Raw genomic sequence first — 21,363 nt, 5'->3', positions numbered from 1 at the left:
CATCTGAACGATTTGCTCTCTTTGCGCACTGATTCGGCCTGCAATCAAGCTAGTTCTGAAAGCGAAAATGTCGCCCCAAGTCGGGCTGCTGCGACCGCGTGAATTTCAACACAGCGGAAACTGGTGAAGGACTAGGTCGCGCTGGTGTTATCGCTCCGGATACGGTTTGCTTTGGCGGTTCTGTCATGCATAACGCATTGACCTAACGGCGTCTGGATTGATGACAGTCCGTTGTTAGCTTTCTCATCTTCGTATCACATCAATGCACTGTCTGACGCCGATACTGCCTCCATGGCTTGCCATCATTGGCGGGCGACCCACGGAGATGACTCAATGAAAGCAGTAAGAATCGCGGTGATAATCGTTACGGCAGGAGTTTCGGCAGGGTCCATGTCCGCTGCGATTTCGGCAGAGAGTAAGACGCGAGAACAGGTGCGTCAGGAACTGCTGATGGCTCAGCATGATGGAGTCACCGCGGTGAATAAGCCTCAGTATCCGCCAACGGATGAGATGCTGACCAGGAATAGGGAGCTTCACACCCTCACGAGACACGCCGGGGAAGAGTCGCCTGCGTTCGAGCAACATGACGCCGTGGCAGGCCGCTAGAAAGTCCTCACTTACGAGGCCGCGGTGGACGAGTAACTCGCCTCTCCCGCCGCGCCAGCTTTCCTCCCGCTGGTGCCCCTGCTCGCGCTATTGGCGTTTCGGAAAGCGCAACCAGAACGTCGTTTTCTTTCCAGGCTCGCTCCGAACGCCGCTTTCGCCCTTATGTAGGTCCATGATGGAGCGAACGATGGCCAATCCGAGGCCAGTCCCTGACGCAGAGTTGTGCCGCGACGGGTCTACCCTATAGAAGCGGTCGAAGACTCTATCTAGGTGCTCTTCCGGGATGCCTTCTCCACTGTCAGATACAGCAACCGTCGTCATGTCGTCGCTCTCGCTGCATGTGACGGTAATGTCGGAGTCCGCCGGGGCGTGTGCGAGCGCGTTCGAGATTAGGTTGCTCAATGCTCGCTGGAAAAGCATCAAGTCTGCGTCGAGAGCCGCGTCCCCTACGACGAGGATAGTCACGTCCGCGTCTTCAGCTAGTGGCTCGTAATAGCCCACCACGCGTGCCGATTCAGCCCTGGCGTCAAGTCGACGAACGTCCATTTGCGCGTCCGCACGTTCAGACCTGGCGAGGAACAACATGTCGTCAATCATCCTCGACAGACGCTGATACTCGTCTACACTCGACTCGATGACCTCTCGATAATCGTCCGGCCCCCTGGGCCGCGCCAGCACGACCTGTGCAGCGGTTTGGAGGTTGTTCAACGGCGTACGCATATCGTGCGCAAGATTCGACGAAAACTGACTGAGACGCGTGAAGGATTCGTTCAGGCGCGCAAGCATGCCATTAAACGCATGCTCGAGCTCTTTCAACTCGCCCGACGTCTCCAGGGGTGGAAGCGGATGTGCGAGTCGGCTGGATGACATTTGTTCAGCCGATAGAATGAGTCTGCGCAGTGGTACGAGTCCGAAGTAGGCGATGCCGTAAGCGAGCGACGTGGCGAGGAGAACGCCGATGACGGCGATAACCGCGATGGTGTATGCCTGGTGTCTTAGTAGCGAGAGGTCGTAGCTGCGGTCGTACTGTATAGCCACTCGCATGACCTGGCCGCCGGGGCTGCTTGTTCGCACGTCAGCGACCAGATACCGCACAGTCCCTCCACGTGCATCGAACGTGACAAATCGACCGCGCGTGGCTGTGTTGCGTACGGTGCCCGCGTCCGTGAAGGTACTGGTCTCGACGAGAGAGCGACCCGTCGAATCGAAGATGGCTAGGTCCATGTTCCGATGACCGTGAAGTGGGTCAATCCATTTCGACGTATCTCGGGGAACCTCGTCCGCGCTTCGCACCTTCTCCAGGTGACTCGCTATGGCAGTCAACATGCTGTGCATCTGCTCTGCCGCGGTGAAGTCGATTTTCCCTTTCAAAGACTCATAGATGGCAAGCTCGCTTGCCGCCAGGATAACGCTCGTGAGAAGGCCTACGAGAACGGTCAATCTGGAGCGTAGAGTCCGTGGGAGAAGGCGCTTGACCATCAGTTCTCCGGGGGGCGCACTTCGAGAACATAGCCCATGCCTCTGACGGTGTGGATAAGCTTAGGTTCGTAGTCGTCGTCAATCTTTGCTCGCAGGCGACGAATGACCGAGTCGACAACATTCGTATCGCTGTTGAAGTTCATATCCCAGACCTGTGCGGCAATAGTCGCTCGCGGGAGAATCTGTCCCTCGCGCCGCATCAGAAGCCACAGCAAAGCGAACTCCTTTGCTGTGAGCAGAACCACGTCCCCTTGCCGGGTAGCCTTCCGACGTGTGAGGTCGAGCTGAAGGTTAGAGACCTGAAGGATGTTGGTTTCACTAGGCTTGCCTCGGCGCAGAATAGTACGAATTCTCGCGGTTAGTTCGACGAAGTCGAACGGCTTCACGAGATAATCATCGGCACCGAGTTCCAGCCCTCTAACGCGGTCATCGACGTCGTCCCGCGCCGTAAGGAAAAGAACCGGAGTCGCCCGTGTGCGGCGGAGGTTTTTCAGGAGCGTCCAGCCGTCCTGTCCTGGAAGCATCACATCAAGAATCAGCAAATCGTATTCTTCCGTTTCTGCTTGATGCTGCCCGCTGATGCCATCTTTGACCCAGTCGACAACGTAGCCCGCTTCCGAGAGGCCTCGACGAAGATAGGCGCCTGTTTTCTCCTCGTCTTCAACAATCAATATCTTCATCTGCGTGTCCTTCGACTTCCGTCAACGTGCTCAATCTTGCGCCGCACATTCTCCAGTAGCATTGCTTTTTTCGCTGGCTCGTTTCAGTTGCCGGTCTGGCCGCAAGCCGTGGAGGCGCTCATCCGCCGAGATACTACGAACTCGCCGGAGCATTCACATGAGATGAACATGAGATTACTGTCATCTTCTGCGACATAAACTCTGGATTGAGGTGCGCGTTACTAGCAGACTCCGGCGAATCGGAGATAGGTGCAGTAATCAACGCGCCCGTTGACGAGCACGCACGTGTCGACGGAACGCATCGCGGAACGGCTATTTTTGCAAGCAGCTGGGCGCTCTGCGGGCTTTTGGCGGCGGCGACATCCCGGTCGACGAATGCGGGATTTATGCAGGCGTTGAGCTCCGTGGAGACTGCGCCTGCAAAACATCGCGGCACTCCTTTTAGCTGACGCTTGACGCCGCGCTGGTCCGGAGCCCCGTTACGCTGATGAGCGACACATTACATGACGGCCGCTGTGTCGTATGTCAAACGGCTCGCTGAGCCTCGTGACCGACTCCAGTACTAGAATGGGCGTCGACGCATTGCTCATCCTCAACCTGTACGGTCACATGTTGGATATTGAATTTCGTTGCCAGCCGCTGCTGGACGGCAATGACGACGTCACGTGCGGTAGTCCCTGACGCTGGGTGAACGTGCAGTGTCACCAGATGCTGCTCACCAGTGATGGACCAGGCGTGGATGTGGTGTGCGTTGGAGACTTCCACGACGTTCTGCTCAAGGTCGGCTTTGATATCGGCGAGACTCATACCTTCGGGCGTTCCCTCGAGCAAGATACGCGCTGAGGACTTAACAATGCCCCACGCGCTCTTGAGGATGATGACCGCGACAAAAATCGAGAGCAGCGGGTCGATTGGTGTCCATCCTGTGCCAAGAATGACCAACGCGGCTACGATGGCTGCGATGGAGCCTAACATGTCTCCCATAACGTGAAGCCATGCTCCGCGCATATTGAGGTTCTCGCGGTTGCCGCCGTGCAAAACCGCAAACGCGCCTATGTTGGCTAGCAGCCCGACCACGGCCACGATGAACATAGTCTTGCCGAGAACCGGAACCGGGGCCGCAAACCGCTGCACGGCTTCGACGACAATCCACCCTGCGATGACAAACAAGGCGCATCCGTTCACAAACGCAGCCAGGACCTCTAGACGTTTATAGCCGAAGGACATTTGACCCGTTGCTGGCCGCTTGCCATAGTGAATCGCCGCCCAGCTAAACGCGAGCGCTAAAGTGTCGCTCGCCATGTGGCCCGCGTCGGCCAGGAGTGCCAGAGAGCCCGAGACGACGCCTCCGATGACCTCGACAAGCATGAAGGCGGCGATGATGACGAACGCCCAGCCCATGCGCCTTTGGTCAGTCACTCCGGACAGGTGATTATGTCCTGCATGGCTGTGTCCGTGGCCTCCGTGGCTGTGGCCCTTGCCGTGGTCGTGCGTCGAGTGGTCATGGTCATGGTCATGGTCATGGTCATCGTCGTCGGCGTGACCGGCGACGTTCGACTTGGCGCGCTGATGGTCAGAGTGGTCGTGCTTGGTAGACATCGTGGGTTACCTTAGCGTACTGGATGTAGAATTATATACACATATAAACACACATTGATATGTGAGTGGATGGTAGAGCTATGATTGAAGAAGTCCAGTTGAGCGACGACCGGTTCGTCGAGATGGCTGAGATGTTCCGGCTCATGGGTGACCCCAGCAGACTCAAGATAATTGCAGCTTGTCTTGGCTCCCCTCTGTGCGTATCTGACATTGCCGCGAAGTACGGTATGTCACAGCCGCTCGTCAGTCATCATCTGCGTCTGCTACGTGCCGCTCGCGTTCTACGGGCCGAGCGACGAGGTAAGCAAATTTTCTACGACGCAGCTGACCACCATGTGAAGCGCATCATCGGGAACATGGTAGAGCACGTCTGTGAACAGCAACCACCTGACGGCCCAGAGCTCGAGTGAATTGCTGTTTTGACCATTCGCGTCGTCTGCAGACGGAAGCTGAAGGGCTGATTATTTGCAGCGACGCAACCGACTTTTAGCACTTGTTAGACCAGGGGCGGTAACCGTCCATCGCCACTGGTAACTCAAGAGGCAGAGTGGTTGCCTTTGAACTGGCCTATCCGCCGAGCGGGGCATCATGCGTCTCAATTCTCCGGAAGCCAAATGCGGAAGCGTTCTCCATAAGAGCGAGCATTACGGCATCTCCCGCGCGGCAGGGTGCTATGCGTGCCACGAGTGTCTAGCCGGCACTTAAGTCGGAATGAGAGCTCTCGAATGCAAGCGTTCCAACGGAACAAGGTCGCGCAGAATCCGCCGTCGTGATGCAAGCCGGCAGCACCGCTGACTTCCTTACCCTTCGCACACGGCTCGCGACGTTGGCAATCTAGGAGCAACGCCGATAACAGCGACCCTTTCTCGTCGTTGTTCGGCCCCTTGTGACGGCGGCAAGGTGCCAGCAATCGGCTCGTTCGTTTGAGCTCTATGCCAGAACGTTGCCAGCAGGCCGCCCGAAACAAGGCTCGTTAGCGACATTGAACAACGTCCAAACGTTGGTTAGCTCGACGACACCGCTGACACCGACGTGTAAAAAGGTATTCGCTCGATGCAGTCGCTCGTTCCGCACGCCGCAGTTGTCAGGTACTAAGTCTGCGGTAGGCGCTCAGATGACGAATCAAACCGCGCCGGTCGCCGCGCTTATCCAAGATAATAGCGAGGTTGTGGTGTGCATCCGCGTAATCCGGATTGATGGCGAGGCATCGCTCGTAGCTCTTCTTAGCTTCGTCGTGTCGCTCCATGATGTCGAGCGCGACACCGCGGTTGAAATGCAAGACTGCGTCATCCGGAAAGTGCTTTAAGGCCTCATCGAAGACACGTAACGCGTCTCCGCATTGATGCTCCTGCTCGCACAACAGAGCACCGAGGTCCACATATGCCGCATAAAACGGTTCCGGCGACAATTCGATTGCTTTTCGGTAGTTGAGCTCCGCGGCGTTGGGCTCAGTCTTCGTCAATTGCTCGGCCAACTCATACCGCTCGCGCGCTTGACCGGCGGCGGCGCTTTTGCGCTGCGGCGTCGCATCCAGCAGGACAACATCCCCGCCGACCTCTGCCACTTCAAAGTCCAGAAGCAGCTGCCCCGTCACCGCGTCCCATCGCGTTGGGCCGGTCTTGACGATAATCTTGTTGCCCTCAGCAGCGACGCGAATGCCGGACAGCGGGAGCTCGTCCGGAAGCTCACGCTTAAGCCTTTCGAGCGCATCGCGCAGTTTGCGTGGCGAAGTCTTCGATGTCCGCAACTGCAAGGCGGTACGAAGCAAGACGACATCTTGAAAGGTGAAGCGCAGCGAGTTCCTCGGTCCGCGACTCGGAGTCACGAGACCGAGCTCAATTAGGCCGTCCACAACGGCTCGGGACACTCCTAGCATTGACCGCAGTTTGGCCAGCGAAACGTGGTGCGATACGTCTGGATTGGTCACTTGCGCGCACGTGCCACTTTTGCGGGCGCGCCAGCATCGACCTTCGCCGCCCGCGCTGCAGGCTTACGCGCCCTCGGAACCGCAACTTCTTCAGCCTCTTCAACCGCCTTCGTCGCGACCTTCCGTTTTGCCGCCGGCTTCGCTTTGCCGTTCGTCGTGGAAAGACTCGCTCGTAAAGCTTCCATCAGGTCAATGACCTCGCCGCCTCCGGCTGCGTCAGGTTCCGCACTCGTGACGATTTGCTTCCCGGCAATCTTTGCGTCGATGGCAGCAAGAATGCGCTTCTTCTCCTCGTCCTCGTAGGCTGACGCGTCGTACGTGTCCTCGGCCCCTTGTTCGATGATTTGTACAGCCAGTTTGAGCTCAGAATCGGACACCGACGTGTGTTCGATATCGAGGTCTTTAAGCGACCGCACTTCGTCTGCGAACAAGAGCTGCTGAAAAATCATGCCGTCCTCCGTAGCACGCACCTGGACGATTCGCGTTTTGCCTTTATATGCCCATTTAGCGAGGGCGCAACGCCCAGTCTCTGCAAGCGCTCTTTGCAGAAGGCTGTAGGGCTTGCCGCCACGCTTGTCGGGCGCGATGAAATACGCCTTGTCGTAGTACAGCGGGTCTACTGACTTTTCAGGCACAAATGAAACGATTTCCACGACGTGGCTCGCACCTTCTTCCAGCGCCTTTAGTTCATCGCCCGTGAATACAACGTACCTATCTTTCTCAAATTGATAGCCCTTCTGCATCGAGCTCCGTTCGACGACTTTGCCAGTACTCTCGGAGACGTATTGTTGCTTAACGCGTGAACCATCTGGCGCGAGCAGGTTGAATCGAACCTCAGATAAGCTTTCCGTAGCGGAGTAAAGCCGTACCGGTATCGAGACCAGTCCGAACGACAGTGACAGCGACGCAATTGAGCGAGCTACCATACGCTTCTCCCGGCCGGCGAGTGAGCTTTCGCCGGACAAAATGGGTGCAGTTGTCGCCCGCGGCCGCCCGAGCGTGAAGATGAGAATATCACCAGAAGCGCCGCAGCAACTGCCCGTCGGCGTCAACGGCGGGCATCGATAAGGGCATGCGGCTTGCTTTTGCCGCAGAAACCCGGAGGACCATGGCTTCTCCGTGCAAGGGAACAAACTGAACAGCGAAAACTGCGCGCACTGGAACGAAGACGCTACAGGTGAGAGCGACGCCTCCGGGGTACCTACCAACACTAGCCGTTGAGGCCTACTGGCCGCAAATGTTTTGCACGGCACGCGAGTAGTTCGCACGTTTCGCCGGAGGCACCGCAATATGGTTTCTGGCCGCAAAGCAAAGACGCAGCCTCTCGCTCACTACGCGAAGAAGCGGGACTTCGACATCACACCTGAGCCATCTGCGTCGACCACCCGGACGCGGTCCGCCGCAGAAAAATTGAGCTTTGTCATTCAGAAGCATTGGGCAAGTCGGCTGCATTACGATTTTCGGCTCGAGCTGAACGGCGTCTTGCTGTCGTGGGCTGTCCCCAAAGGTCCTTGCTACGACCCTGCCCGCAAGCAAATGGCCGTGCACGTCGAAGACCATCCGGTCGACTACGCGAGCTTCGAAGGGACTATTCCACCGAAGCAATACGGCGCGGGCACGGTCATCGTCTGGGACCGAGGAACATGGGAGCCGGTCGGCGACGCTGCAAAGGGTATGGAAGCTGGCAAGCTGATTTTTCGGCTGCACGGCGAGAAGCTCGCCGGACTATGGGAACTCGTGCGCATCTCGAAGCCTGGCGACAAGGCAGACGAGTGGATGTTTTTCAAGAAGCGAGACGAATGGGCGCGCCCGATTGCCGAGTACGATGTCATCAAGGCGCTTCCCGACAGCGTCATCTCGAATCCCCTCGGGTTGGTCGAACAACACGAGCCGCGCACTACGCGGAGTCGACAAAACGTTGAGCATGAGATTGACCTCTCTGCGGCGGTCCTGGCGCCGTTGCCCTCCAAACTCGACCCGCAGCTTGCGACGCTTACCCCATCGCTGCCAACAAGCGGTGATTGGATAACTGAGGCGAAGCTTGACGGATACCGTCTACTCGCTCGTGTTGACAGGAAGCGAGTAGAGCTCATCACTCGCAACGGGCACGATTGGACGTCTCGATTTCCTCTCCTCGTAGACGAGCTGAAGGAGCTTCCGCTCTCGAGCGCATGGCTAGACGGCGAAATTGTCGTCATGCGGGACGGTATCCCTAGCTTTTCAGCGCTTCAGAATGCGATTGACGGCAAAGCGAATGACGACATCGTCTACTTTCTCTTCGACTTGATGTTCCTCGATGGAAAGGACCTTCGACGGGTGCCGCTTTGGGCGCGACGTGTGGTGCTGGCGCCCCTCGTGGAAAACGCAGGCGAGAAGCTGCTTTTTAGTCAAGATTTTGATGCTTCCCCAACTCAGGTATTTGAAGCAGCATCAGGATTGGGGCTGGAAGGACTAATGCTCAAGCGGCGCGACGCCCAATACGAATCGGGGCGTACGCAGACCTGGCTCAAGGCAAAGGCACGGTTGAGGCAGGAGCTTGTAATCTGCGGCATGACCGCACGAGGCGGCAGCGCCGGTGAAGTCGGCAGCCTGTTGGTCGGGTACTACGTTGGCAAGAAGCTTCAGGACGCGGGAAGTGTCGGTACGGGCTGGGACTCGAAGACGGCACGGGACCTCTGGAAGCGGCTCGCGCCGCTTGAGGTGGACGCGACGCCATTCGACACGCCGCTCAAAAAGCCAGGCCGTTGGTCCAGACGTGCACCGGGGAGCGAAAGGTGGGTTAGACCGGAGTTGGTAGCAGAAATCGAGTTCGCAGAGTGGACCTCGGATGACGTCATACGGCAAGCGTCATTCATCGGGCTTCGACTCGACAAGGACGCTCGCAGCGTGGTGCGCGAGGGCGGAAAGACGCAAGCCCCTGAGCCACTACCGCAGTTGAAGATAACCAACCCGGAGCGCGTGATTGATGCGTCAGCTTCGCTTACAAAGGCCGACCTCGTGAGGTACTACGCGAGCGTTGCGGACTGGATGCTGCCTCACCTGAGAGACCGGCCTGTCGCCCTGGTGCGGGCGCCTGACGGGATTGCCGGGCAACTCTTCTTTCAGAAGCACGCTGAGAAAACAGCGATGCCAGGTCTTACTGCTCACGAACGCGAACTATGGCCAGGGCATCCGCCGCTATTGACCGTTGATACGGCAGATGCGCTTTTGTCCGCCGCCCAGATGAACTCAGTCGAGTTCCATACTTGGAATTCGGTTACACAACGGCTCAGTGCGCCCGACAGGGTGATTTTTGACCTAGACCCCGGTGAGGGGGTGACATGGGCACACGTGCAAGAAGCCGCCCAGTTGGTTCGCTTGCTGCTGAACGAGCTTGGCCTGCAAGCTTGGTTGAAGACCAGTGGAGGCAAAGGCTTGCACGTCGTCGTTCCACTTACTCCTCGGCTGGACTACGTCAAGGTGAAGGCATTCTCGAAATCGTTCGTTGAGCACCTCGCCAGGACGATACCGGAGCGGTTCTCGGCAGTCTCTGGCGCATCGAATCGTGTCGGGAAAATTTTTGTCGACTACTTGCGCAATGGAAAGGGACAGACGACCGCCGCGGCGTTCTCCGCTCGCGCTCGACCCGGGATGGGCGTCTCGATGCCGGTCGCTTGGGAACAACTCGGTGGGCTCAGGAGCGGCTCACAGTGGAATGTGCAGACGGCACGCGAATACCTTAGTTTTCAGACGAGGGACCCTTGGGCCGATTACTGGTCGACGAAACAATCGCTGACGTCGGCGATGAAGCGACTGCCGTAGGTCGCCAGTCCCGTGAGTCACATCACGGCGAAACCAATGCTTGAGCACATAGAGGGTTCAAGATGATTCGCAAGACGCTTAGCGCTTCGCGCCTTCAGAATGAGGTCGACCGGCGCATCCATCGGTTGCAGGAGGTGATAGAGGATGGCGTGAAAATACAGGTGCCGCGCCCTCGACCGCATGAAGCCGACGCAACTGGCTGCAATTGGACCATGAGCCATTTCGGGAACGCGGTCGGTTTGGAAGGCGCGATTGAGCGTGTGCTGCAGGCAGTACGCGCAGAATACAACCTCAGCACGGAGACGAAAGAGAAAGCCGACCCCTTCGGGAATTAGGCAAGGAACCGACATTGCCGAGGTGCTCAGGAAGACCCGCAGGCGCGCCTATGGACTGACTGTGGCCCCTGCGGCGAACTCTCAGCCTTCCGCCTCTCCCCGGTCGTCTTGCGGTTCCTCGAAATCGAGGTCATTTTCAATTATCTCGATGCGGATTTCTTCTGGCTCGTCTTCAATGTCAATCTGCCTTGGCGGGGTGGCGACCACTTTGAAGTCAAAGCCCAACCCGCTCGCGTACGCGACGTACTCTCCCTCGTCGTCATCGCGCAAGGCTTCGTCGTCAAGCATCGACCGGCGCTCAGGATGGAAGTCTTTTTCCGTTAGAACGACTTCCTCTTCCTCGCCGGTTTCGGTCTCGACGACCAAGAGCTTTACGGTTCCAGATGGTTCAAGCATGGCTTCTCCGGTGTGCTTGTGGTCTCGGACTGTCTCAACAAGCGTGAGTTTCCCGCTTTGTCCCGTTAGAAGATAAAGCGGCAGCGAAATGGTGGCGGTGACGGGACAGGTCGCCGGTCGTCTCTATCCGCGATACAATCTCATCGAACAGACATTCGATGGAGCGAACAAAATGACTGACGAGGAGCACCTAGCCGCCCTACGAACGTACTGGAAACGAAATCAGGCGTTCCCCGCCATGGCGAAGCTTTGCGACGTGGTCGGCCTTAACAGCACCAGCAGCGTCTTTGCGCTCATCAAAAGACTTGCCGACGCAGGCTATGTGGAGCGGGTTGAAGGTCGGGTGGCCCCGACTAGACGCTTTTTTGGTCGTCCAGTCATCGGCGCTGTGCGCGCAGGCCTGCCACAACCGGAAGGACAGGAGCCCCCCGAGTTGCTGACAATCGACGACTATCTCGTTGATGACCCTAACAGGACTGTCCTCTGTCGTGTTCGGGGGGAGTCAATGAGGGACGTCGGCCTCTTGGACGGTGACCTCGTGGTCGTCGAAAAGAATCGGCCAACCAAGCCGGGCGACATTGTCGTGGCGGTCGTCGACGGCGAGATGACAGTAAAGACTCTCCGCCTCGATAAGCACGGGGCGTTCTATCTTGAGCCCGCAAATCCGGATTTCCAGCCGATTCGACCCCAGGGTTCGCTCGAGATAGTCGGCGTGGTCGTCGGTTCTGTTCGCCGATACGGACGGTGAGCATTTCGCTTCTTTCCATCATGTCGGACCGCGCGTTGGTACCATTCCGTCAGTGCGACGAGCGCGAAAGACACAGCAAGGCAACTGCGAGCAAGGCGGATGGATATTTTCTACTATTGGCAGAAGCTGGAACAGAACCTAAGGGACGGCCAGGTCGGCTACTTTGGTTCCAACAACACGAAGATTCTTGAACTCAAGGAGCGACTCCCTAAGCGGGTATGGGTGTTCAAAACTCCCAAGGGGATGAAGGGCTCGGTTCAACTGCTTGGCGCATTGCTAGTCAGTGATGAGCCCAAGGTTGCCGTGCACAGCGAGTATTCTCATCTGCTTTACTATGACCCGTTTTCACCGCACTCGACGATGTTCACTGATTCGGACACGCAAGAGCGAATCGAGGGCGTAACCCGCCTCCTTCAACATCGTCTCCTCCACGCATTCAAATCGAATTTTCAAGGTGACGCAGGGCTGCAGCCTTTGGAATCGAACGTCGTGCGGGAGCTTGAAGCGTTGACGGGAGATTGGGGCAAGGTGCAGCTTCTCGAGAGAGTCAAAGACGCGAAGAAGGTGCGGCCAATCAATCCGTTCGCACGTCAGCCGCATTGAACGCGAGCAATGCGCTAGAGCAAACCTTCCCTCGCTGCTTTGCTCACTGCGGCGTTCCCGCGAATGCATCTCCGTACCGCGATACAGGCCGGCGCGGCTTGGCCGCCTCGGCCCGTGAAGCATCCGCCTTCTTAGGCAAACCAGCCTTCGAAGCGCTGTTTGTAGCGTTCGTAGGCTTCGGCGGAGAGGAGCTGATTCTCGTCCAACTCTATGACGTGCGAATTTTGCTCGAGCGCAGCCATAGCGTCGTGGCGCGTGGCGCAGACCATGAATTGAGTTTGTACGGTTGCTCGTCGCTTCAATTCACTCGCGACAATCGTGTAATTCAGGGCGCCTTGGTCTTGCTGATTGGGAGTGTCTAGGATTAGTGGCGCCAGTGTCTCCGTTTTGTAGTGTTGGATGAGGCGATGGATTGCAAGGTGATAAGCGAGCTGCAGTCTGCTACTGTCAGCACCGCCGCCCGACGCCGCTAACCTACGGAAATCCTCCGGTGTAGTGGTTTCAAGGCCGAAACCAGGTTTAATGCGAAGCACCTCGCACAGATTTCGCATCTCGCTGCGGAAATATCGCCTGATTTCTTCGTCGTGGTCGTCGTCCACGAGCTCAGCGAGTTCTCGCCTCTGAGTGAATAGGCGCTGATTGTTCTCTCGTTGCCGCCTCTTCGCCTCTATGGTCTCCATGTTTGCGCGTCGGCGAACCGAGTCAGTTCCCATCGACTCCAGAATGCTTTTGACTGTGACCTCTTTGTCCAATCGCTTGAACCTACGGTTCAGCTTGGACAAGTCGTCACGCACGTTCTCGAGTCGACCAAGGGTAGCGGTAATGCTTGATTCGATTTTCGCTTGACGCTCAGTAAGCTCGACGACTTGATGTTCAGCGTCCGAGCGGTCCTGAAGAAGTGACGCTCGCTCGAGAAGTGTGTTGTCGTGCCGCGTTGCACAGAGCGGACAGATAAGCACGTCGCCGTCCAACTGCTCGGTCGCATAATCGTAGTCTCTCTCCAACTCGTCGATTGCCGCCTTCGCTATCCCAAGCTGAACTTTGGTGATTTCCAGCTCTTCCTGTTTTGCTCGAAGGACTGCGAGCGCTCGTTGCTCGCGTCGTTTGACCGCAACCATCGTTCCTTGGATGTCGGTGATGGCCGAGTCGAGTTCGGTGTCCGTAGTCGGGAGCTCCTCTTCAGGGGCTAGCAAGTTCAGAACATCCACCGCCTTCGAGTATCGGTCGATGATGTCAGCGTCGTCCGCAATTGCCTTTTTCCCTTTTGCGATTTGCCCATCGAGTTCGAAGAATGCGCTCGAACGGTATCCGATGTGGAAAGTGAGGACTGGGGCTTTCCAGTTCTCATACTTCCAAATATCGAAGCTATGCCACGGTTGGACCCAACCGCGCATCTGGTCGACATAGAAAGCGGCGAAGTAATGCTCGGGCGACGGCACTTCATGAATCCATGGTTCTTTCCTTCTTGGCAGAAGCACACCGAAGCCGACGAGGGAGGCGAAGGCCTTCTCAAATGCATCGCTGCCTATCTGATAGCTCATCCACGAGCCGTCTTCGGCTCGCAAACGCCATTGGTCGCGATATCGAGTGATGTAGCGTTCGCGCCCGTTGAGTTCAAACTTCAGCAACGTGCGAACGTCGAAGTTCTTCCAATCATCGTCGAACGGGAACTCGCAGCCGAACGTCCAGAGCGGCAACCGTACGAGAGTAGACTTCCCAATTGAGTTATCCGCGCCCGTTATCAGGTTTAAGCCGGGTTCGAACCCGAACCGTCCGGCGAGCTTCTGGGTAGTCGACTGTACGAACAGGGTTCTGAATATCAATGCGCTCATTGACTTTGGTACGCAGGTTTCTTACGAGCAACTTGTAGTTTGACAATCCCATATCACGATGACCTGAGATATTCGATGATGTAAGCGGCCACGCGCGACTCTTCTTCCCGAAGGTGCTCGGAAACAATGGACGCGCATCGGCCGACGAGCAAATCTAGCGTGCTCCTGCATAGCGCCCCGTCCAGTGAAGCGAGATGCTCAACTATCGAGTTTCTAACTTGTACCTGCACCAACGCCCCTCCCGCAAGCGTATTGAGCAAGTAGGTGCGGGCTCGCTCTCGAAGTCGCTTGACGTCGCGAGTGACGAACCCAAGCTCGCGGGCTTGCAAATCGAAGTCGCTGATGAGTTCGTCGGTGGATGCGGTGGAAGAGTACTGGGCGAAGAGCGCTTCGACTCGGTCCGCTGTCAGCCCCTTCCGAGCAACAAGTTGGTCCCAGTCAGAATAGTCCCACGCAATCGCTCCCTTCCTTCGTAGTTCGTCGGTCAGGACCACGTATATCTGCGTGCTATTGCTGAGTTGACTTGGGTTTCGCTCGGTGAGCAGGTCGGAGATTAGCCCGATGACAGCCCGACGCGGCGAGCGAATGTCGAGCGACGGCTCTCGAAAGTGCAGCTTTTCAAGCGGAGCCTCGCTATTCAACTCAGCTTTTAAGGCTGCACGAATGTCCTCGGCGGTCTTTTCTTCCAACTCGCCGAACGGAATTTCTTCCAGGCTGAACCCGGAGGTCTTAAGGTTCAGCGAAAATCCGCGGGCTGCAATTAGTCCGAGCTTGTGAACACGCTTGGCAATCTCTTTTGCCTCCACGCTCGAGAAGATTTTCCCGAGAATCGAGTTCTTCCCATCTGTTCGCTTGACGAGCGCCTTTGTGCTGAAGCCGCTCCGTCCTCCGGCTTTCACCTGGCAGAAAATGAAGCTCGCGGCATCGGCGTCTAAGGACGTTCCGAAAACGACATCTTCGTGCAGTTCAACGAAGACGATGCTCGCTTCGCCTCGATGATGAAGCTCGAGAAACTCGTGAAGAGCCCAATCGTACTGATAGCTGAATCGGTCGGCCGTCACCGCACCCGCAGTCTCGCGCTGCGGTGCGTACAACGGGTTAGCAACCTTGACCCGCGATGGAGCTGACGCGGGTCCCGGCCGACGCAGTTTCGGGTCTCTCATTGTTTGACTATGTTAGTTAGCTGATTATAACTGGCGCTGTGCCGGGGAAATGCACCGGTCCGGTTGGCGAGATTCGGCCCGTGAGCGTCAAAAGCGCCTCATGGAGGCCGCCTCTGCCTCAGAAAGATTTCGACAGAGGTGCGCTAGAATCGAAGGCCCGAGAAATTGCGGTGATTTGTCCCGCAGCTTTGCTCACTCGACTCGCATCGAGGTCTCATGGCCCATGCGCACCCGCTCAGCAGAAAAAATGCCGAAAGAATTCAAAGCACTGCGGCTGGACCGCGACAAAATTGAAGGATGTCTCGCCTCCACTCAATTGGCAGGCTGCCAGATAGCAAAGAGTGAAAAATCGTGGGTCGTCACCGGCACTTGGGAAGGTAAGCCTGTCCGATTTATCATATTTCTGAATGGCGGGGGCCAAACGACCCTCGGCTACTGAAACGGCTTTGACCGCGATGGGTTCGAAGCGGTAGCGCAAATTGTCGTGGACACGTGTAGCATCGGCGACAAGCCGAACTTCAGCGTGTCGGTCAAACTTACGGCTGCGCAGGTGGAGGAGCTGACGGCGTTCCTCGACGAGAGCGGCGCAAAGGTTCAGGCAAAAGACGCTGTGCCGCATGGTTATCGGCTTCGTTTCAAAGGGAAAGCTGGTGACACCCTATCTCTGACCGCGTACGACTCTGGAACCGTTTTGTTCCAGGGACGATATCTTCATACGGCATCACTGGTATGGGACTATCTTTACAATGTGCTGGGCTTCGAAGAGGTCCTGCAGAAGCAGATTGCAACCTATCAGGTTCCAGTCACCGTCGCCGATATCAAGAGTGAGCTAGAAAACCGGTTGCCGGTTGCACACGGCAGACTGCACGAAGAAATTCGCAAGCAGTTAGCCTCTGCACTCGCCATGTCCAAAGTCGGTATCGAGCTCGAAGACTACAGCAACATCGCGTTCCCCTCCGTGCGAGCGCTCGAGGGCTTCCTGTATCAAGAGATTCGTGCGTGCGGTCTCGTTCCAGACGAAAAAGGCAACTTCGGCGAATACTTCGAAGTCAATGGAAGCATCTATACTGTACTGTCCAGGTGCGCGGAGCATTTAGCCGAGCCGAAGGGGAGTATCCTCGCTGGCGCGTACGGCCTATACCACAGCCAGCGCCACGGACTGGCTCATATGACTGTTACGCTGGTAGGTACGCGAACATTGCGCACAATGGCGGAAGCAGTACAAATCATAAATCGAGTGTTCGAAAAAATAGAAGAATTCTATCAGAAGACATGAATCGACCTTTCCTCGTTAGGCGCGAAGGCCCAAACGGGCTCTCGGCTGTAGTGCTCTCAATAGGATTTGAGAATCCTATGAGGGCGCTTGCACGCGTGGAAAACGACCTACGGCGCCGTAAAGTGCGAGGAACAGTCCTTTTCGATTTGCTGCTGGCGAACGGCACCAAGTACAACCGTTTCTTCGTCGGCGAGTTCGACGGGGACCATTTCTCTAGCGAGTTTCGTAGCGGCGAGGGTCGACACGCAGAGTTCGCAGCGTATAGCGCGGGTGTGTATCAACAAGAGGTCGAAGCGGTTGACGCTTCGCTCCTGACGCCTGCGATGCGTTTCGCGTTGAAGCGCGGAACTCCACTCTAAGCGGGTTCGCACGCGAACTGAGGTCGACACGGCGAACTCTCAGCCTTCCATTTCGCCTTCGTCATCTCGCGGTCGACGAACTTCAAGGCGTTCTCGACTATTTCGATGCGGATTACTTTTGCTTCATCTTCGATGCCAATCTGGTCCGGTGGCAAGGCGACGACTTTGAAGTTAGGCGAATCCGCCTTCAGAATTGCAGCGCAAGCGTCATCTGCCGGCCAGCACCGTTGAGGGGCGAGGTCGACCGCCCAGAATTTGCTTCAAAGGCGCTTCCTCCCGAGTTTGCGCGCATCCGAATCGAGTCTGCGCGCCGTATTCTGCCGCGCGCTCATGTCCGTTCTGAAACGCGCCCGATTGTGAGGTCGGGTTGCCGGCACGGCTCCTACCATGTCCGCAATTGCCGTCACGCATCGAGACGCGGCGCGTCTCGATGCGTGACTTCATAGAACGCAGTGGCGTCCCGCCGGTCATCTCTGGGCATATAAGTCTGCTCTCTATCTAGACTCATGGATGACTCTCACAGAATCAAAGACGCCGTGTCGCGCGCCGGTTTCGCGGACGGATTGCTGGCAAGGCTGCTGGAACTGTTGGAGGTCCTGGTCACAGATGTCGCGAGCGACATTGAGGTGGTCGCACGCGACCTTGGGCTTAGGGACGAGATGCGAGAGCGGCTCGGGCGAGCGCTCGACCGAGCTGAATGTGCGCGGGGTGTTGTGGAGGCAATGCGGGAGGCTGGCGTCAGGCAGCCCGGCCGGAGGCCGGAGGAAGTGTGGGCAGAAGGAGGCGGTTGTGGCGGTCAAGACGAAAGCGCCGCCGATGGCTACAGAGCACACGATGCACTAGACGCGATGGAACGCGTTCGGGGTGCGGTGGAATTGCTCGCAGGGAATTGGCCACAGGACTACCGGGAAGGGGGCGGTCGAGTGGCTCATTTTGGATGCAATGGAGCGGTCGGCGGTGTAGGAGTCGGGCTTTCTGACCCCAAACGCCCCAAAAAATCACCCCGTCGTTAATAGTGTCCCTCAAGGGCGCAGGGGGCGGTTTTTTTGGAATCAGAGGGGGTTAAACGGCAGGTTTTTCTTCAGCGTGCACCACGCCGAATGATAGTGTCCCCAGCCTTGCCCCGTAAGGGTTTGCGGGAAATTTCACCCCCCCTGAGGGACACTTTTAGCAGAGGGGTGAGGGACGCTTTCATTCTTGGCGGGCAGAGCTAAAGAGCCGACGAGACGACCTCACTCCACCGTCACCGACTTCGCCAGATTCCGCGGCTTATCGACATCCGTTCCCCGCGCGCAAGCCGTGTGATACGCGAGCAATTGCAGCGGCACCACATGCAGAATCGGCGACAGCGCGCCGTAGTGCTCCGGCATCCGAATGACATGAATCCCGTCTTCGCTGACGATGCGCGTATCCGCATCCGCGAACACATACAGCTCGCCGCCGCGCGCCCGCACTTCCTGCATGTTCGACTTGAGCTTCTCGAGCAGTGCGTCGTTCGGCGCGACGGTCACGACCGGCATCGCCTCCGTCACCAGCGCGAGTGGCCCGTGCTTCAGTTCGCCCGCCGGATATGCCTCCGCGTGGATATACGAAATCTCCTTCAGCTTCAGCGCGCCTTCGAGCGCAATCGGGTAATGCAGCCCGCGCCCGAGGAAGAGCGCGTTCTCCTTGCGCGCGAACTCTTCCGACCACGCGATGATCTGCGGTTCCAACGCCAGCACGCTATTCAACGCCGCCGGCAAGTGACGCAGTTGACCGAGATACGCCGCTTCCTGCTTGGCATCCACGCGGCCGCGCATTTTCGCCAGCGTCACCGCGAGCACGAACAGGCCGACGAGCTGAGTCGTAAACGCCTTGGTCGACGCCACGCCGATTTCCGTCCCCGCGTGCGTCAGAAACGCGAGTTCCGTCTGGCGGACCATGGCGCTCGTCCCGACGTTGCAGACGGCGAGCGTATGCGTGTGGCCGAGCGATTGCGCGTGCTTGAGCGCGGCGAGCGTATCGGCGGTTTCGCCCGACTGCGAGATCACGACGACCAGCGCCTTCGGATTCGGCACCGACTCGCGATACCGGTACTCGCTCGCAATCTCGACTTGCGTCGGAATCTTCGCGATGGATTCGAGCCAGTACTTCGCCGTCAGCCCCGAGTAATAGCTCGTGCCGCACGCGAGAATCAGCAAGCTGTCGATGCCCGCGAACACGTCGGCCGCGCCGTCACCGAAAAGCCGCGCGTCGAAGCTGTCGGCCTGCGGGATCGTGTCCGTGATCGCGCGCGGCTGCTCGAAGATTTCCTTCTGCATGAAATGGCGATACGGCCCGAGCTCCACCGCGCCGCCGTAAGCGGTCACGACGCGCACTTCGCGCTCGGCGGGCAGGCCGTCGCGGTCGGCGATCTTCACGCCGTCGAGCGAAATCTCGACCACGTCGCCTTCTTCCAGGAACGCGAAGCGGTCCGTGCTGCCGGCAAGCGCGAGCGCATCCGATGCCAGAAAGTTCTCGCCTTGGCCCACGCCCACGACGAGCGGTGAGCCCTGGCGCGCGCCCACGACCGTATGCGGCTGATCCTTGTGCATCACGGCGATCGCGTACGCGCCGTGCAGTTGCTTGACGGCCTCGCGCACGGTCTGAAACAGATCGCCGCGATACATGCTGTGAATCAGATGCGCGATGACCTCCGTGTCCGTCTGCGACACGAACTCGTAGCCCTTCTCGCGCAGCATCGTGCGCAGCGACTCGTAGTTCTCGATGATGCCGTTATGAACGAGCGCGACCGTATCGCGCGAGAAGATCGGGTGCGCGTTGTCGGTGACGGGCGCGCCGTGCGTCGCCCAGCGCGTGTGCGCAATCCCCGTCATGCCGCCGATGCCCGATTCCTTCACTTGCGCGTCGAGATCAGACACGCGCGCGACGCTGCGCGCGCGGCGCGGTTCGCCGTTACTGAGCACGGCCACGCCGCACGAGTCGTAGCCGCGATATTCGAGCCGCCGCAATCCTTCGACGAGCACCGAGACGATATTCCGTTGCGCAACCGCGCCGACAATTCCGCACATGGCGTTATTCCTTTGATGTCAAATCCGAACGCACAATGAAAAAAAAGCCGAGCCTTCCGGCCCGGCCTCGCGCGCTTCACACTTTCTTTTTGGTCGGCCGGACGTAGTCCGTCTTGCTGACCTGGCGCTTTTCGTTCAGCACCAGTTCGCCTTCGCCGACATCCTTCCAGACGGTCGTGCCTGCCGCGATGGTCACGCCGCGCCCGACGCGCACCGGCGCCACGAGCTGCGTATCCGAGCCGATGAACACGTCATCGCCGATCACCGTGCGATGCTTGTTCGCGCCGTCGTAATTGCACGTGATGGTGCCTGCGCCCACGTTCACGCGCGCTCCGATATCCGAATCGCCGATGTAGGTCAGGTGGTTCGCCTTCGAGCCGCGGCCCATGACCGCGTTCTTCACTTCGACGAAATTGCCGACATGCGCTTCGTCGCCGAGCACGGCGCCCGGACGCAGCCGCGCGTAAGGTCCGAGCACGACGTTCGCGCCGGCCGTGCCGCCTTCGATATGCGTGTACGCATCGACGCGCGTACCCGCGCCGATGGAGGCATCGCGAATCACGCAGTTCGGGCCGATGCTCACGTTGTCGCCAAGCGTCACGCGGCCTTCGAACACGCAGTTCACGTCGATGGTCACATCTGCGCCGCATTCGAGCGTGCCGCGCACGTCGATGCGCGCGGGGTCCGCGAGCGTCACGCCCGCGTCGAGCAGCGCATACGCGACGTTGCGCTGATGAATGCGCTCCAGTTCGGCCAGTTGCACTTTGCTGTTCACGCCGAGCGTTTCCCATTCGGCGTCCGGCTGCGCGGTGACCACTGCGACACCCGCTTCGATGGCGCGCTCGACAACGTCCGTCAGATAGAACTCGCCCTGCGCGTTGTCGTTCTTAAGCGACGCGAGCCACGCTTCGAGCGTGCGCGTCGGCGAAACGACGATGCCGGTATTGATCTCCGCGATCTGCCGCTCGGCCTCGCTCGCGTCTTTCTGTTCGACGATCTTCTGCACCGCGCCGCCCGCATCGCGCACGATGCGGCCGTATCCCGTCGGGTCATCCACCGTGACCGTGAGCACGCCGTACCGTTCGGTGCCGGCGGCATCGAGCAGGCGCTTCAGGGTACTGGCGCGGGTGAGCGGCACGTCGCCGTACAGAACGAGCGTCGGCACGGAAGGATCCAGAAGCGGCAGCGCCTGCTGCACGGCGTGCCCCGTGCCGAGCTGTTGCTCCTGCACGGCGAATTGCACGTCGGGCGCGCCGACGGCTTCGCGCACCTTTTCGGCGCCGTGTCCGACCACCACGACGAGGCGCGTGGGCGACAGCGTGCGCGCGGTGTCGATCACATGCGCGAGGAGCGGCCGGCCCGCCAGAGGATGAAGGACTTTGGGCAAGGCGGAGCGCATGCGCTTGCCCATGCCGGCAGCCAGAATCACGATGTTCATCGCTTGAGTCTTGCAGGTTTCAGGTCGCGCCAATATAGCACGCGCACTGCGTCGAAACGCCCGCCAAAACC

19 protein-coding genes are annotated in these 21,363 nt (G+C 58.4%); 9 read left to right on the top strand and 10 right to left on the bottom strand.

What is annotated here, in order from left to right:
• Nucleotides 1-291 precede the first annotated feature (291 nt).
• Nucleotides 292-606 (top strand): DUF4148 domain-containing protein, encoded by a 315-nt coding sequence (locus tag P9239_RS19050; protein ID WP_309754157.1) that lies wholly within the window; start codon nt 292-294, stop codon nt 604-606.
• Between the two features lie 87 nt (nt 607-693).
• On the opposite strand, the gene P9239_RS19045 is transcribed toward P9239_RS19050, so the two are convergent.
• From P9239_RS19045 to P9239_RS19035, 3 genes are all read right to left on the bottom strand, one after another.
• Entirely contained in the window at nt 694-2,085 is a 1,392-nt protein-coding gene (locus P9239_RS19045; protein WP_309753656.1) for a heavy metal sensor histidine kinase, read from the bottom strand.
• A complete protein-coding gene (gene irlR, locus P9239_RS19040; protein WP_309753654.1) occupies nt 2,085-2,765 on the bottom strand; it encodes a heavy metal response regulator transcription factor IrlR in 681 nt (226 codons plus the stop codon). The genes P9239_RS19045 and irlR overlap by 1 nt, the downstream gene beginning before the upstream one ends.
• 525 nt (nt 2,766-3,290) lie before the next feature.
• Nucleotides 3,291-4,364, bottom strand: a complete 1,074-nt coding sequence (locus P9239_RS19035; RefSeq protein WP_309753652.1) for a cation diffusion facilitator family transporter — start codon at nt 4,362-4,364, stop codon at nt 3,291-3,293.
• An 80-nt stretch (nt 4,365-4,444) separates the two neighbouring features.
• Here P9239_RS19035 and P9239_RS19030 point away from each other — a divergent pair, with 80 nt between their 5' ends.
• Nucleotides 4,445-4,774 (top strand): metalloregulator ArsR/SmtB family transcription factor, encoded by a 330-nt coding sequence (locus P9239_RS19030; protein ID WP_309753650.1) that lies wholly within the window; start codon nt 4,445-4,447, stop codon nt 4,772-4,774.
• 674 nt (nt 4,775-5,448) lie between these two features.
• Here the strand turns inward: P9239_RS19030 and P9239_RS19025 are convergent.
• Nucleotides 5,449-6,291: a tetratricopeptide repeat protein gene (locus P9239_RS19025; protein WP_309753648.1), complete on the bottom strand. Its 843-nt coding sequence runs from the start codon at nt 6,289-6,291 to the stop codon at nt 5,449-5,451.
• A complete protein-coding gene (locus P9239_RS19020; RefSeq protein ID WP_309753646.1) occupies nt 6,288-7,217 on the bottom strand; it encodes a Ku protein in 930 nt (309 codons plus the stop codon). Before P9239_RS19020 ends, P9239_RS19025 begins: the two co-directional genes overlap by 4 nt.
• A 364-nt stretch (nt 7,218-7,581) precedes the next feature.
• Between P9239_RS19020 and ligD the strand changes: the two genes are divergently transcribed.
• Nucleotides 7,582-10,092, top strand: a complete 2,511-nt coding sequence (ligD, locus tag P9239_RS19015) for a DNA ligase D (RefSeq protein ID WP_309753644.1) — start codon at nt 7,582-7,584, stop codon at nt 10,090-10,092.
• Between the two features lie 62 nt (nt 10,093-10,154).
• On the top strand, nt 10,155-10,427 hold the full coding sequence (locus P9239_RS19010) for a hypothetical protein (RefSeq protein ID WP_309753642.1): 273 nt from the start codon (nt 10,155-10,157) through the stop codon (nt 10,425-10,427).
• Nucleotides 10,428-10,508: 81 nt separating this feature from the next.
• On the opposite strand, the gene P9239_RS19005 is transcribed toward P9239_RS19010, so the two are convergent.
• Nucleotides 10,509-10,823: a hypothetical protein gene (locus P9239_RS19005; protein ID WP_309753640.1), complete on the bottom strand. Its 315-nt coding sequence runs from the start codon at nt 10,821-10,823 to the stop codon at nt 10,509-10,511.
• 88 nt (nt 10,824-10,911) lie between these two features.
• On the opposite strand from P9239_RS19005, the gene P9239_RS19000 reads away from it, so the two are divergent.
• Complete coding sequence (locus P9239_RS19000; protein ID WP_309753638.1) at nt 10,912-11,571, top strand: S24 family peptidase; 660 nt, start codon at nt 10,912-10,914, stop codon at nt 11,569-11,571.
• Between the two features lie 99 nt (nt 11,572-11,670).
• Nucleotides 11,671-12,174: a hypothetical protein gene (locus P9239_RS18995; protein WP_309753636.1), complete on the top strand. Its 504-nt coding sequence runs from the start codon at nt 11,671-11,673 to the stop codon at nt 12,172-12,174.
• 131 nt (nt 12,175-12,305) lie between these two features.
• Here the strand turns inward: P9239_RS18995 and P9239_RS18990 are convergent, their stop codons facing one another.
• Both P9239_RS18990 and P9239_RS18985 read right to left on the bottom strand, forming a co-directional pair.
• Entirely contained in the window at nt 12,306-14,006 is a 1,701-nt protein-coding gene (locus tag P9239_RS18990; protein WP_309753634.1) for a hypothetical protein, read from the bottom strand.
• Between the two features lie 53 nt (nt 14,007-14,059).
• Nucleotides 14,060-15,100, bottom strand: coding sequence for a dsDNA nuclease domain-containing protein (locus P9239_RS18985; protein ID WP_309753633.1), 1,041 nt, complete (start codon nt 15,098-15,100; stop codon nt 14,060-14,062).
• Nucleotides 15,101-15,392: 292 nt separating this feature from the next.
• Between P9239_RS18985 and P9239_RS18980 the strand changes: the two genes are divergently transcribed.
• Genes P9239_RS18980 through P9239_RS18970 form a run of 3 tightly spaced genes read left to right on the top strand, consistent with a single transcriptional unit; the run spans nt 15,393 to nt 16,804 of the window.
• A complete protein-coding gene (locus P9239_RS18980) occupies nt 15,393-15,608 on the top strand; it encodes a hypothetical protein (protein WP_309753631.1) in 216 nt (71 codons plus the stop codon).
• Between the two features lie 45 nt (nt 15,609-15,653).
• The gene (locus P9239_RS18975; protein ID WP_309753629.1) at nt 15,654-16,445 is read left to right on the top strand and encodes an RNase LS family HEPN domain-containing protein; all 792 of its coding nucleotides are present in this window, start codon (nt 15,654-15,656) and stop codon (nt 16,443-16,445) included.
• The gene (locus tag P9239_RS18970) at nt 16,442-16,804 is read left to right on the top strand and encodes a type II toxin-antitoxin system RnlB family antitoxin (RefSeq protein ID WP_309753627.1); all 363 of its coding nucleotides are present in this window, start codon (nt 16,442-16,444) and stop codon (nt 16,802-16,804) included. The genes P9239_RS18975 and P9239_RS18970 overlap by 4 nt, the downstream gene beginning before the upstream one ends.
• 1,232 nt (nt 16,805-18,036) lie before the next feature.
• Here the strand turns inward: P9239_RS18970 and glmS are convergent.
• Nucleotides 18,037-19,854, bottom strand: a complete 1,818-nt coding sequence (gene glmS, locus P9239_RS18965) for a glutamine--fructose-6-phosphate transaminase (isomerizing) (protein WP_309753625.1) — start codon at nt 19,852-19,854, stop codon at nt 18,037-18,039.
• Nucleotides 19,855-19,930: 76 nt separating this feature from the next.
• The gene (glmU, locus tag P9239_RS18960) at nt 19,931-21,292 is read right to left on the bottom strand and encodes a bifunctional UDP-N-acetylglucosamine diphosphorylase/glucosamine-1-phosphate N-acetyltransferase GlmU (RefSeq protein ID WP_309753623.1); all 1,362 of its coding nucleotides are present in this window, start codon (nt 21,290-21,292) and stop codon (nt 19,931-19,933) included.
• Nucleotides 21,293-21,363 lie beyond the last annotated feature (71 nt).

Source organism: Caballeronia sp. LZ062 (assembly GCF_031450785.1).
Classification (GTDB): domain Bacteria; phylum Pseudomonadota; class Gammaproteobacteria; order Burkholderiales; family Burkholderiaceae; genus Caballeronia.
Note: the sequence above shows the minus strand (reverse complement) of the source record. Positions and strands in the feature narration are given on the sequence as shown.

Coding starts and splice junctions, on each gene's coding strand:
- P9239_RS19000 (WP_309753638.1), top strand. CDS start 10,912: ATGGTGGCGGTGACGGGACAGGTCGCCGGTCGTCTCTATCCGCGATAC.
- P9239_RS19005 (WP_309753640.1), bottom strand. CDS start 10,823: ATGCTTGAACCATCTGGAACCGTAAAGCTCTTGGTCGTCGAGACCGAA.
- P9239_RS19030 (WP_309753650.1), top strand. CDS start 4,445: ATGATTGAAGAAGTCCAGTTGAGCGACGACCGGTTCGTCGAGATGGCT.
- P9239_RS18980 (WP_309753631.1), top strand. CDS start 15,393: ATGCGCACCCGCTCAGCAGAAAAAATGCCGAAAGAATTCAAAGCACTG.
- P9239_RS18970 (WP_309753627.1), top strand. CDS start 16,442: ATGAATCGACCTTTCCTCGTTAGGCGCGAAGGCCCAAACGGGCTCTCG.
- P9239_RS19050 (WP_309754157.1), top strand. CDS start 292: ATGGCTTGCCATCATTGGCGGGCGACCCACGGAGATGACTCAATGAAA.
- ligD (WP_309753644.1), top strand. CDS start 7,582: ATGGTTTCTGGCCGCAAAGCAAAGACGCAGCCTCTCGCTCACTACGCG.
- glmU (WP_309753623.1), bottom strand. CDS start 21,292: ATGAACATCGTGATTCTGGCTGCCGGCATGGGCAAGCGCATGCGCTCC.
- P9239_RS18990 (WP_309753634.1), bottom strand. CDS start 14,006: ATGAGCGCATTGATATTCAGAACCCTGTTCGTACAGTCGACTACCCAG.
- glmS (WP_309753625.1), bottom strand. CDS start 19,854: ATGTGCGGAATTGTCGGCGCGGTTGCGCAACGGAATATCGTCTCGGTG.
- P9239_RS19035 (WP_309753652.1), bottom strand. CDS start 4,364: ATGTCTACCAAGCACGACCACTCTGACCATCAGCGCGCCAAGTCGAAC.
- P9239_RS19010 (WP_309753642.1), top strand. CDS start 10,155: ATGATTCGCAAGACGCTTAGCGCTTCGCGCCTTCAGAATGAGGTCGAC.
- irlR (WP_309753654.1), bottom strand. CDS start 2,765: ATGAAGATATTGATTGTTGAAGACGAGGAGAAAACAGGCGCCTATCTT.
- P9239_RS19045 (WP_309753656.1), bottom strand. CDS start 2,085: ATGGTCAAGCGCCTTCTCCCACGGACTCTACGCTCCAGATTGACCGTT.
- P9239_RS19020 (WP_309753646.1), bottom strand. CDS start 7,217: ATGGTAGCTCGCTCAATTGCGTCGCTGTCACTGTCGTTCGGACTGGTC.
- P9239_RS18995 (WP_309753636.1), top strand. CDS start 11,671: ATGGATATTTTCTACTATTGGCAGAAGCTGGAACAGAACCTAAGGGAC.